This is a genomic window from Pseudomonas bijieensis (assembly GCF_013347965.1).
Classification (GTDB): domain Bacteria; phylum Pseudomonadota; class Gammaproteobacteria; order Pseudomonadales; family Pseudomonadaceae; genus Aquipseudomonas; species Aquipseudomonas bijieensis.
The window spans coordinates 3842344-3854608 of sequence record NZ_CP048810.1 but is presented as its reverse complement, the minus strand read 5'-3'; the positions used below and the strand labels follow the sequence as shown (position 1 = coordinate 3854608).

Genomic DNA, 12265 nt, shown 5'->3' with positions numbered 1-12265 from the left:
TAGATTCTAAAATAATATTAAATCAAGCATATATGCTTATTTGGAATGAGTGCCTGTGGGAACGAGCTTGCTCGCGATGGCGGTGGATTAGTCGAAATTTATTCCGCTGAAACACTGCCATCGCGAGCAGGCTCGCTCCCACATTGGGAACTTCACTAAGCCTGGAACGCCGCGTTATAGGCAAACAACGCGGGCGCACCGCCGGTATGCAGGAAGATGATCGGGCCGTCGTCGAAGCGGTCGCGGCCAATGCCGTCGAGCAGGCCGGCCATGGCCTTGCCGGTGTAGACCGGATCCAGCAACAGGCCTTCCTGGCTGGCCAGCAGCTTGACCGCCGCCAGGGTCCCGGCGTTTGGCTCACCGTAGCGGGGCGCGAAGTACTCATCCCACAGGTTCACTTTGAAAGCCTCGGGAAGGGCCACGTCCAGCAACTGGGCGGTGCGTTCGGCCAAACCCTGGACCTTTGGAAACTGGTCCTCCTCGCTACGTGAAACCGTGACGCCAATGACCGGAAGCGTCGGCAGGCTTTCACTCAACCCCAGCGCCAGGCCGCTGTGGGTGCCGGCACTGCCCGAGGCCAGTACCACGGCGGCGAACTCGATCCCGGTGTCCTTGATCTGCTCGGCCAGTTCCAGGCCGGCGCGCACGTACCCCAACGCGCCCAAGGCGTTCGAACCACCAATCGGCACCAGGTAGGGTTTTTTCCCGTTGCTGCGCAGGCGACCGGCCAGGGCCTGGAGCTGCTCATCGGCGTTGTCCAGGTTTTCCACCAGCTCGACCTTGGTGTCGAACAGCTCCAGCAGCAATCGGTTGCCGTTGCCCAGGTAATTGCTGTCCTCGGTGCCGATGGGGTTTTCCAGCAGGGCCACGCAACCCAGGCCCAGCTTCGCGGCCAGGGCGGCGGTCTGGCGTACATGGTTGGACTGGATCGCGCCGGCGGTAATAAGGGTGTCGGCGCCCTGGGCGATTGCATCGGCGGCTAGGTATTCGAGCTTGCGCAGTTTGTTGCCGCCCAAGGCCAGGGGCGTCAGGTCGTCGCGCTTGATATAGATGTCCCGGCCGAGCCAGGTGGAGAGGCGCTCGAGTTTTTCCAGCGGTGTCGGATGGCCGAGCAGGTCGAGACGGTTAAAGCGAGACAACTGTTGTTTGATCATGGGGTCCGTACTGGTTGTAGGCGATGTCTGGACTATAGGCACGCCGATATTCATGGGCAACCGGCAATCGTTTGTCGGGGCGTAAACGGGGAAGGGGACGCAAATGGATGAACACCAAAAAACCCACAGGGTCTGTATTTGCAAGGGCATCTGTGAACGAATGCTCTCCAGGCAACGTCATACCCTTCCGTAGGCTAGCGTAGGAAACGTGCCGTCGAGCCTTGCGATTAGTCCTTAGCTACCTATTCATGTTTAACTTGAACGTTCATTCAAGTTAAACCGTCGGTTTGCTGCCCGCTCACAACAGGAGGCTTGCCTTTGCCGAGTCCGTTTTCGACCGCCATCCTTTCGCTTTCCGGAGTGCACTGCCCATGAGTGCCTCGTCCCTCCCACCCAGCGGCCTGGTCCGCATGAACCCGCCGGTGTTTTATTTCGCGGCGACTTTCATCCTGTTGTTCGGCCTGGTGGTGATTGCCGTGCCGGAGCAGGCCGGTGCCTGGCTGCTGGCGGCGCAGAACTGGGCGGCCAATACGGTCGGCTGGTATTACATGCTGGCGATGACGCTGTATCTGGTCTTCGTGGTGGTCACCGCCTTGTCCGGCTACGGCAAGATCAAGCTCGGTGCCGACCACGACGAACCCGAATTCAGTTACCTGTCCTGGGCTGGCATGCTGTTCGCCGCCGGCATCAGCATCACGCTATTTTTCTTCTGCGTCTCCGAGCCGTTGACCCACTTGGTGCAGCCGCCCCAGGGCGAGGCCGGTACCGCTGACGCGGCGCGCCAGGCCATGCAGATTCTGTTTCTGCACTGGGGCCTGCACGGTTGGGGCGTGTTCGCCTTCGTCGGCATGGCCCTGGCGTACTTCGCCTATCGGCACAATTTGCCTCTGGCCCTGCGTTCGGCGTTGTACCCGCTGATCGGCAAGCGCATCAACGGCCCCATCGGCTATGCGGTGGACGGTTTCGGCATCATCGCCACGGTGTTCGGTCTCGGCGCGGACATGGGCTTCGGGGTATTGCACCTGAATTCAGGGCTCGATTACCTGTTCGGTGTCGCCCACACCCAATGGATTCAAGTCGGCCTGATCGTGCTGATGATGGGCGCGGCGATCATCGTCGCGGTGGCCGGTGTCGACAAAGGCGTGCGGGTCATGTCCGACATCAACATGTTGTTGGCCTGTGCGTTGCTGTTGTTTGTGCTGTTTGCCGGGCCCACCCAGCATTTGCTCAACACCTTGATCCAGAACATCGGCGATTACCTCGGTGCCTTGCCGATGAAGAGCTTCGACCTGTACGCCTATGACAAACCCAGCGACTGGCTGGGCGGTTGGACGGTGTTCTACTGGGCCTGGTGGATCGCCTGGTCGCCGTTCGTGGGGCTGTTCATCGCGCGGATTTCCCGTGGTCGCACCATCCGCGAATTCGTGTTTGGTGTGCTGCTGATTCCCCTGGGGTTCACCCTGGCGTGGATGTCGATCTTTGGCAACAGCGCCATCGACCAAGTGCTGAACCACGGCATGAGCGCCCTGGGCATGTCGGCCCTGGAAAATCCATCGATGAGCCTTTACCTGCTGCTGGAAACCTACCCGTGGAGCAAGACTGTCATCGCGGTCACGGTGTTCATCAGCTTCGTGTTCTTTGTCACGTCCGCCGACTCCGGTACCGTGGTGCTGTCGACGTTGTCGGCCAAGGGCGGCAACCCTGATGAGGACGGGCCGAAATGGCTGCGAGTGTTCTGGGGCGCGATGACCGCCCTGGTGACCAGTGCGTTGCTGTTCTCCGGCAGTATCGATGCCTTGAAGTCGGCGGTGGTGCTGACTTCCTTGCCGTTCTCGCTGATTCTGCTGTTGATGATGTGGGGCCTGCACAAGGCGTTCTACCTGGAATCCCAGAAGCAGATCGCGCAATTGCATTCCCTGGCGCCGGTATCTGGATCGCGCCGGGGCACGGGCGGCTGGCGCCAGCGGTTGAGCCAGGCGGTGCATTTCCCGTCTCGGGATGAGGTGTACCGTTTCCTCGACACCACGGTACGTCCGGCCATTGAAGAAGTGACCGCGGTGTTCGTCGAGAAGGGCCTGACGGTGGTGACCCAGCCAGACCCGGCCAATGACAGCGTCAGCCTGGAGATCGGTCACGGCGAGCAACATCCGTTCATTTACCAGGTGCAGATGCGCGGCTACTTCACGCCATCCTTCGCTCGCGGTGGCATGGGCTCGAAGGAACTCAACAACCGTCGTTACTACCGTGCCGAAGTACACCTGAGCGAAGGCAGCCAGGATTACGACCTGGTGGGCTACACCAAGGAGCAGGTGATCAACGACATTCTCGACCAGTACGAGCGGCACCTGCAGTTCCTGCATCTGGTGCGCTGATCGAAGCCCAAGGATAAAGGTAGCCGAGCAGATCTTCATCTGCACCGCTCTGGCCCCATCGCGAGCAGGCTCGCTCCCACAGGTTTAAGTGATTGCCTTGTGGGAGCGAGCCTGCTCGCGATGGCGGTGTGGCTGGCGACGGAGAATAAAGCCTCAGACCAGGCCGCCGTTGGCCCGCAAGATCTGCCCGTTCACCCAGCCGGCGGCGGGACTGACCAGGAACGCGATGATGCTGGCGATGTCTTCCGGCTGGCCGAGGCGTTCCAAGGGCGGCATCTTGGCGTAGTTCTGGATCTGCTCCTCGCTCTTGCCATGCATGAACAGTTCAGTGGCGACCGGGCCGGGGGCCACGGCATTGACCGTGATCTGGCGGCCGCGCAATTCCTTGGCGAACACCTGGGTCAGCGACTCCACCGCCGCCTTGCTGGCGATGTACACCGAGTAGCCGGGCAGGTTCAGGCCAACGGTGCTGCTGGAAAAATTCACGATCCGGCCACCGTCGTTCAGGCGGGTCGCGGCTTCGCGCAGGGTATTGAAGGTGCCACGGGTGTTGATGGCGAACGTCTGCTCGAACAGCTCGTCGCTGTGCTGCGCCAGGGGCATCACCTGGAGGATGCCGGCGTTGTTGATCAGCACGTCGACCTTGCCCAGTTTCGCTTCGGTTTCATCGAACATCTGCCGCACATCCGCGGCAGAGGACACGTCTGCCTTGACCGCTATGGCTTGGTGGCCGGCCTGGCGCAACTGCACCACCAATTTGGACGCCTCGCTGGCGCTGTTGGCGTAATTGATGACGACGGCAAAACCTTCGCTGGCCAGTTGCTTGGCGATTTCGGCGCCGATGCCGCGGGAGGCGCCGGTCACGATGGCAACTTTCGAGTTTTGAACAGTCATGTGAGGGTTCCTTTGAGAGTGAGGGGTTGTGATTCGTTGCAGCCAGATTCACATGTTTACTCTTGGCGATAAATGCACGAGAGTTGCCTTGACTGTTCAATTTTTTTCAACAATCAGCCCGCGGGATTCAAATGGACCAGGTCAAGGCGATGAGGGTATTTGTCCGCATATACGAACGCAGCAGCTTCACCCTGGCCGCTGAAGACTTGAACATGCCCCGGGCCACGCTGACCCACACGCTCAATCAATTCGAAGCCTGGCTGGGCGTGCGTTTGCTGGAGCGCAGCACTCGCAAGGTGCGCCCGACCCTCGACGGCGAAGCCTACTACCCGCGCTGCGTGCAATTGCTGGCGGAACTCGAAGAAGCCGAGCTGGCGTTTCGCGGCGTGGCGCCCAAGGGCAAACTCAGAGTAGACCTGCATGGCACTCAGGCCAGGTATTTCGTGATCCCGGCGTTGCCGCAATTCATGGCCCGCTACCCCGAAATAGAACTGTTTATCAGCGAGGCGGATCGTTTCGTCGACCTGATTGCCGAGGGCGTCGATTGCGTGTTGCGCTCCGGTGCGCTGACGGACTCGTCATTGATTGGCCGACGTGTCGCCAACCTTCGGCAGATCACCTGTGCCAGCCCCGGTTACCTGCGCCAGTACGGCGAACCGAAAAGCCTCGATGACTTGAAACATCACCGGGCGGTGAATTACGTCTCGCGGACCACCAGCAAGCTCTATCCGTTCGAGTTCATGGTCGATGGCGAACTCAAGGAGGTGCCGATTGGGGGGACGTTGTCGGTGTCCGGTGCCGAAATCTACGCCGCCTCGGCCATTGCCGGCCTGGGCTTGATCCAATGCCCGTATTACCGAATGCAAGAGCCGATCCGGCAGGGCCTGATGCAGGAAGTCCTCCCCGCCACCCCACCACCGTCCATGCCGGTCTCGGTGCTTTATCCGCACAACCGACTCATGTCGCCACGGGTGCGGGTGTTCGTGGATTGGGTGGCGGAGGTGTTTGCGCAGACGCGTTAGTGTGCCCTCCGATTTCCTGGCACTGCCAAACCCTGTGGGAGCGGGCTTGCTCGCGAATGCGTCGGCAAATTCGAAATTTGTGCTGACTGACACACCGCTTTCGCGAGCAAGCCCGCTCCCACACCTGATATGCGAACTTTCAGCCTGACCGAGGCGTCTGTGAAATGTTAGCTTGTGCCACAAGCGTGCGAACAGAGAGCCTTTCGATGACCTACACCGCTGCCGAAAACCGTTACGAGTCCATTCCTTACCGCCGCGTCGGTCGCAGTGGGCTGGTGCTGCCAGCGCTGTCGCTGGGGTTGTGGCACAACTTTGGTGACAGTACGCCCATCGACACCCAGCGCGCCCTGCTGCGCACGGCGTTCGACCTGGGTATCAACCACTTCGACCTGGCGAACAACTACGGCCCGCCGTACGGCAGCGCCGAGATCAATTTCGGTCGACTGCTGCGCGAAGACTTCAAGCAGTACCGCGATGAATTGATCATCTCCAGCAAGGCCGGTTGGGACATGTGGCCGGGGCCTTACGGTCAGGGCGGTGGCTCGCGCAAATACGTGCTCGCCAGCCTTGACCAGAGCCTGCAACGCCTGGGGCTCGACTACGTGGATATCTTCTATTCCCACCGCTTTGACCCCGATACGCCACTGGAAGAAACCGCCAGTGCGCTGGCCACCGCAGTGCAGCAGGGCAAGGCGTTGTACATTGGCATCTCCTCGTATTCCGGGGTGAAGACCCGGGAAATGGCGGCGCTGCTCAAGGAGTGGAAAGTCCCGCTGCTGATCCACCAGCCGGCCTACAACCTGCTCAACCGCTGGGTGGAGAAAGACCTGCTGGACGCCACCGACGAACTGGGTACCGGTGTGATCGCCTTCACGCCACTGGCCCAGGGCCTGCTGACCGACAAGTACCTCAAGGGCGTTCCGGCCGATGCGCGGGTGAACCGTCCGGGCGGCGGCTCGTTGCAGGCTTCGCACCTGTCGGAGGAGAACATCGCCCACGTGCGCGCGCTCAATGAGATCGCCCAGCGGCGCGGGCAGAGCCTGGCGCAAATGGCCCTGGCCTGGACCCTGCGTGATCCCCGGGTCACCTCCGCCCTGATCGGCGCCAGCCGGCCGGAGCAGATCATCGAGAACGTCGGGGCACTGAAGAACCTGAGCTTTAGCGCTGAAGAACTGGCCGAGATCGACCGGTTTGCCCAGGAGGGCGGAATCAATCTTTGGGAGAAACCTTCGTCGGCGGAGTAACCACCTCTGCAAGTACGGTGAACACAAAACCCTGTGGCGAGGGGATTTATCCCCGTTGGGCTGCGAAGCAACCCCAAACCTGAGCACGCGGTGTATCAGGTGGAATCGAGTTATCTGTTTTGGGGCTGCTGTGCAGCCGAGCGGGGATAAATCCCCTCGCCACAAGAGCAATTCAGATTCAGTGCCTCACCTGAAAAACGGCACATCCCCCAACACCGTCGCCCGGTGCATCACCCGCCGGGCCGGGCGATAGTCGTCCACGGCGAAATGCTGGGTGACGCGGTTGTCCCAGAACGCCACATCGTTGACCTGCCAACGCCAGCGCAGGGTGAATTCCGGGCGGGTGGCGTGGGCGAACAGCAGTTTCAGGATCACCTCGCTTTCGCTTTCCGATAGCTCGTTGATCCTTGTCGTGAAGCCTTCATTGACGAACAGCGACCGACGCCCACTCACCGGGTGGGTGCGGATCACCGGATGGGACAGCGGCGGGTTTTTCCGCCGTGCTTCTTCCCAGCGCGCCAGGTCTTCGGCGCTGTTGCCAAAACGCTCCAAGGGAAACGAGCGGGTGAAGTCGTGAGTCGCCGTCAGGCCTTCCAGTAAGCGCTTCAACGGCGCCGACAAGGCTTCGTAAGCCGCGATGCCACTGGCCCACAACGTATCTCCGCCAAACGCCGGCAGCAGTTTGGCGCTGAGCACCGCGCCCATCGCGGGCGTCGGGAGAAAGGTCACGTCGGTGTGCCACACGGCGTTGTCGCGAACATCGGTGACGGCAGTGTCGAGCACCAGGACTTGCGGCTGCTCCGGTATGTTGGGGTAGATCGGATGAATGTGCAGGTCGCCAAAATATCCGGCGAATCGCGCTTGCTGCGTCGGTTCGATGGGCTGGTCGCGAAAGAACAGCACCTGATGCTCAAGCAGGGCCTGCTCGATGACGTCGCGATGTTCCGGGCTCAAGGGCTGGCTGATGTCGATCCCGCTGATCTGCGCGCCGAGGGCGATGCTCAAAGGAGTAATGGTCGGGCGGCTCATTGTCGTGTTCTCGCAGTGGGGGCGCCGAATGGTCGGCGTGGTCATTGGCTATCAATGGGGCTGGCCGTGCCACGGCACCAGTTTGCGTTGCAGGGCGCGCAAGCCCATTTCCATGGCGAAGGCGATCAGTGCGATCACCAGGATCCCCAGCACCACCACATCGGTGACCAGGAACTGCGCCGCTGACTGAACCATGAACCCCAGGCCGCTGGTGGCGGCAATCAGCTCGGCGGCCACCAGGGTCGACCAACCCACGCCCAGGCCAATGCGAATGCCGGTGAGAATGTCCGGCAAGGCACTGGGCACGATCACATGGCGAATCAACTGGGCCCGCGTGGCGCCCAACGATTGTGCCGCGCGCAACTTGGCCCGGTCGACGGTGCGCACACCCGTGGCGGTGGCGATGGCGATCGGGGCGAAGATCGCCAGGTAGATCAACAGCACTTTCGACAACTCACCGATGCCGCACCAGATCACGATCAACGGCAGATATGCCAACGGTGGAATCGGCCGGTAGAACTCGATCAACGGATCGAGCACGCCGCGAGCGATGCGGTTGGCACCAATGGCGATGCCCACTGGCACCGCTGTCAGTACCGCGAACAACAGGCCCAGGCCGATGCGTTCAAGGCTGGCGGCCAAGTGTTGCCAGAGGGTGGAGTCCATGTAGCCGCTGGTCGCCAGCAGCCAGCCCTTTTGCAGCACGGCAGACGGCGAGGGCAGGAACAGCGGTTCGATCAGGCCACTGGCCGTGACGGCCCACCAGACCGCCAGCAGTGCGATCAGGGTCAAGCCGCTGATCCAACGTGTGCTCAGGTTGGGGCTCGGGCCGATGGCCGAGCGCTGGGGCGCCGCGTCACTGACCACGGCTGGAATTTCGTAGCTGCTCATCATGCGCTCTCCTGTGGTCGAGTGGCGCTGCGTTGGGCGAACACCTTGGCGAGTACATGCTCGCGGGTTTCGATAAAGCGCGGGTCGGACTTGATCGATCGCGCCGACTCCCCGGCCCCATAGCGCTGGCCGAAATCCAGGCTCAGGCGCTCGACGACTTGCCCCGGGTTTGGCGCCAACAGGATCAAGTCGGTAGCGAGGAACACGGCCTCTTCAATGTCATGGGTAATCAGGAACACCGGCTTGGCGGTGCGCTGCCAGACTTGTAGTAACAGTTCCTGCATATGCTCGCGGGTGAAAGCGTCCAGCGCGCCGAAAGGCTCGTCCATCAACAGCACGCGCGGGTCGGCCGCCAATGCCCGGGCCAGGCCAACACGCTGCTTCTGGCCGCCGGAGAGCTGCCAGACGCGGCGTTGCTCGAAACCGGCCAGGTCCACCAGGGCAAGCATTTCCCGGGCCCGGGCTTCGCGCTTTTGCTTGGCAACCCCGGCCAGTTCCAGGCCGAACCCAACGTTTGCCAGCACGTCCTGCCAAGGCAGCAGCGCATCGTCCTGGAACACCACGCCGCGTTCGGCACTCGGCCCCTTGACCGGTACGCCGTCCAGGGTGATCTGCCCGGCGCTGGGTTCGACGAACCCGGCAATCAGGTTCAACAGCGAAGTCTTGCCACTGCCGGACGGGCCGAGGGCAACCAGCAGTTGCCGGGGCCCCAGGGTCAGGGAAATATCCGCCAGCACAGGTTCCGCCGCGCCGGGGTACTGTGCGCTGATGCGCTCCAGCTGTAGCAAGGCCATCGCGTGTCTCCCTTTTTCCAATCAGCGAGTGATGTATTTGGCGCTGACGTAAGGCGCGTAGTCCGGCAGCACGGCTTCGACCTTGCCTTGTTCTTTCAGGAACGCCGCGGTGTCGGTGATGGCTTGGGTGGTTGGTGCGCCGAGGCTCACGACCTGATCGGCCGCCAGGGGAAAGACGTTGCCTTGCAGCAATAGCGGAATGTCGCTGGCCTTGGCGCCGGAGAGCTTCACCAGTTTGTCGACGTTGGACGCATCGGCCAGCCAGGCTTGTGGATCCTTGCGGTACTGGGCGTAGGCATCCAGGGTGACTTTGGCGAAAGCGGTGACGATTTCAGGATGCTTCTGGGCGAAGTCCTTGCGCACGATCCAGGCGTCGAAGGTCGGTGCGCCGAACTTGGCCAGTTCCGCGGATGTGATCAATACCTTGCCGTTCTCCTTGGCCACGCCCAGGGCTGGATCCCAGACGTAGGTGGCGTCGATGTCGCCGCGCTTCCAGGCGGCGATGATGGCCGGTGGCGCGAGGTTGAGGACGGTGACTTTCGACGGGTCGATGTTCCAGTGCTTCAACGCGGCGAGCAGGCTGTAATGGCCGGTGGAGACGAACGGCACGGCGATCTTCTTGCCGATCAGGTCTTGTGGGGTTTTGATCCCGGAACCGTCGCGAACCACCAAGGCCTCGGCGGCGCCGATCTGGGTGGCGATGAGGAAGGTTTCCACCGGGACCTTGCGGGTGATGGCCGCGGTCAACGGGCTGGAGCCGAGGTAGCCGATCTGCACGTCGCCCGAGGCGATGGCGGTGATGACATCGGCACCGTTGTCGAACTTGCGCCAGTCGATCTTGGCTTGGGTGGCTTTTTCATAGGCGCCATCGGCCTGGGCGACTTTGGCCGGGTCGACGGTGGTCTGGTAGGCAACGGTCAGGTCGGCTGCCTGGGCAAAAAAACTGGTGACGGCCAGGGAGGCGGCCGCGAGAAGGCGAAGGGGGAAACGCAAAGTCATGGGAAAGCTCCTCAACAGGCCGCCGGATGTTCGGCGTTGGAGGAGACTAAATGATCTAAGAATTCAAAAATAAATAACTTTTTCGAATGAGCTTATTTTCGAAAAAATCTATAAGCCACACTGGAAACCCTTGTGGCGAGGGAGCTTGCTCCCGCTCGGCTGCGCAGCAGCCGTAAAAGGGGCCTGCTTCGCAGTCCAGCGGGAGCAAGCTCCCTCGCCACAAAAAGCGTCCTGATCAAAGAGGGATCAGTTACTGATCGCCAGAATGCTCGCTTGATACGAACCCACGAACACATCGAAATCCCCCACTTCGTTCTGCTCCAGTTCAGTTTGTTGAACCAGGGATTCCCGGGCGGCATCTTCGAACGCTGTCTGCTCCTGGGCTGGTAACGGCTCGGCGCGGAAGAATTCGGCGTGGACCTTGCTTTGGCGCAGGGAGAACTGGGCAAAGCTTTCCTGATGCTCGGCCATGGCGGCCAGCACTTGGGCGGAAGGTGTCAGGGACGGATCACGGACCTTCGCCAGTTGCGCGTCCAAGGCCTGGCGGTGGGCGTCGCCACCGTGGCTCTGGTCGAGCAGCGAGGCCAGCGGGGCGATTTTTTCCAGCAGTTCGACGGCCCAGGCCTGCATGTCTACTGCTTGGCCTTGTCGCTGCAATTGCAGGCCTGGCTTGCGACCTTCCTTGACTACCGTGAGGAAGTTGCTCGTGGCGTTGCCGCATTCGTTGTTTTCCAGCTGCGGGCTGTCATTGAGGCCGCAATACAGCAGGAACGCATCGAGGAAGCGCGATTCGGTGAGGTCGATGCCCATCGGCAGGAACGGGTTGATGTCCAGGCAGCGCACTTCGACGTACTGGATACCCCGGGCCATCAAGGCCTGGATCGGCCGCTCGCCGGTGTAGGTCACGCGTTTGGGGCGGATGTTGGAGTAGTACTCGTTTTCGATCTGCAGGATGTTGGTATTGAGCTGCACCCACTCGCCGTTCTGGTGAGTGCCGACTTCGACGTAGGGCGCGTAGGGTGTCGCCACCGCTTTGCGCAGGCTGTCGGTGTAGCTCGTCAGGTCGTTGTAGCAAGGCGTGAGGCCGGCCTGGGCGTTGCTCTGGTAACCCAGGTCGCTCATGCGCAGGCTGGTGGCATAGGGTAGGTACAAGGTGTCCGGGTCCAATTGCTCCAATTGGTGCGGGCGACCTCGCAGGAAACCAGCGTCCAGGGCCGGCGAGGCACCGAACAGGTACATCAGCAACCAGCTGTAGCGGCGGAAATTACGGATCAGCGCGATGTAGGACGAAGACTGGAAATCACGGTCGCTCACGTCGGCGGCTTCGTTCTGCCGAAGCAGCGGCCAGAGCTTTTCCGGCAGGGAAAAGTTGTAGTGGATCCCGGCAATGCATTGCATGGTCTTGCCATAGCGCAGGGCCAGGCCCTTGCGGTAGACGTACTTGAGCCGACCGATATTCGAGGTGCCGTAGTAGGCGATCGGGATGTCTTTCTCTTCCGGCAGCGGGCACGGCATCGAAGGACTCCACAGGTACTCGTCACCGAGTTTGCTGTAGGCAAACCGGTGGATCTTGTCGAGGCTGCGCAGGGTATCGGCCGGGTCGGCCAGGGCCGGGGTGATGAACTCCAGCAGCGACTCGGAATAGTCGGTGGTGATCTGTTCGTTGGTCAGTGCCGAACCCAGGGCCTTGGGATGCGGGGTCTGTGCCAGGTGGCCATCGTCCGTGACGCGCAGGCATTCACGCTCGATGCCGTGCAGGCATTGTTCGAGCAGGGAGAGGTTGGCGCGCTCGCCGAGCAGGGCCAGGCGGCGGTTTAAAAGGTCGCTCAAGTTGAATTCCTTCACGCGTCAGTCGCCCCAATATGG

Annotated in this window: 10 protein-coding genes; 3 read left to right on the top strand and 7 right to left on the bottom strand. The window is 61.5% G+C overall.

The window, feature by feature from the left end:
• Positions 1-155 precede the first annotated feature (155 nt).
• Positions 156-1154 carry a D-cysteine desulfhydrase gene (locus GN234_RS16865; RefSeq protein WP_109751909.1) on the bottom strand — a complete coding sequence of 333 codons (999 nt, stop codon included), beginning with the start codon at positions 1152-1154 and terminating at the stop codon, positions 156-158.
• A gap of 410 nt (positions 1155-1564) precedes the next feature.
• On the opposite strand from GN234_RS16865, the gene betT reads away from it, so the two are divergent.
• Entirely contained in the window at positions 1565-3526 is a 1962-nt protein-coding gene (betT, locus tag GN234_RS16860) for a choline transporter BetT (protein ID WP_162893935.1), read from the top strand.
• 153 nt (positions 3527-3679) lie between these two features.
• Here the strand turns inward: betT and GN234_RS16855 are convergent, their stop codons facing one another.
• Positions 3680-4420, bottom strand: a complete 741-nt coding sequence (locus GN234_RS16855) for an SDR family oxidoreductase (protein WP_109751911.1) — start codon at positions 4418-4420, stop codon at positions 3680-3682.
• Between the two features lie 131 nt (positions 4421-4551).
• On the opposite strand from GN234_RS16855, the gene GN234_RS16850 reads away from it, so the two are divergent.
• Both GN234_RS16850 and mgrA read left to right on the top strand, forming a co-directional pair.
• The gene (locus GN234_RS16850; protein WP_176688800.1) at positions 4552-5442 is read left to right on the top strand and encodes a LysR family transcriptional regulator; all 891 of its coding nucleotides are present in this window, start codon (positions 4552-4554) and stop codon (positions 5440-5442) included.
• 206 nt (positions 5443-5648) lie between these two features.
• Positions 5649-6686 carry an L-glyceraldehyde 3-phosphate reductase gene (gene mgrA, locus GN234_RS16845; RefSeq protein WP_109751913.1) on the top strand — a complete coding sequence of 346 codons (1038 nt, stop codon included), beginning with the start codon at positions 5649-5651 and terminating at the stop codon, positions 6684-6686.
• 186 nt (positions 6687-6872) lie between these two features.
• Here mgrA and tauD read toward each other — a convergent pair whose 3' ends face one another.
• From tauD to gshA, 5 genes are all read right to left on the bottom strand, one after another.
• Complete coding sequence (tauD, locus tag GN234_RS16840) at positions 6873-7715, bottom strand: taurine dioxygenase (protein ID WP_116833937.1); 843 nt, start codon at positions 7713-7715, stop codon at positions 6873-6875.
• 51 nt (positions 7716-7766) lie between these two features.
• A complete protein-coding gene (gene tauC, locus GN234_RS16835; protein ID WP_176688799.1) occupies positions 7767-8606 on the bottom strand; it encodes a taurine ABC transporter permease TauC in 840 nt (279 codons plus the stop codon).
• Positions 8606-9400 carry a taurine ABC transporter ATP-binding subunit gene (tauB, locus tag GN234_RS16830; RefSeq protein ID WP_176688798.1) on the bottom strand — a complete coding sequence of 265 codons (795 nt, stop codon included), beginning with the start codon at positions 9398-9400 and terminating at the stop codon, positions 8606-8608. The genes tauC and tauB overlap by 1 nt, the downstream gene beginning before the upstream one ends.
• 21 nt (positions 9401-9421) lie before the next feature.
• Positions 9422-10399 (bottom strand): taurine ABC transporter substrate-binding protein, encoded by a 978-nt coding sequence (tauA, locus tag GN234_RS16825; protein WP_116833939.1) that lies wholly within the window; start codon positions 10397-10399, stop codon positions 9422-9424.
• 246 nt (positions 10400-10645) lie between these two features.
• On the bottom strand, positions 10646-12229 hold the full coding sequence (gene gshA, locus GN234_RS16820; protein WP_109751918.1) for a glutamate--cysteine ligase: 1584 nt from the start codon (positions 12227-12229) through the stop codon (positions 10646-10648).
• Positions 12230-12265 lie beyond the last annotated feature (36 nt).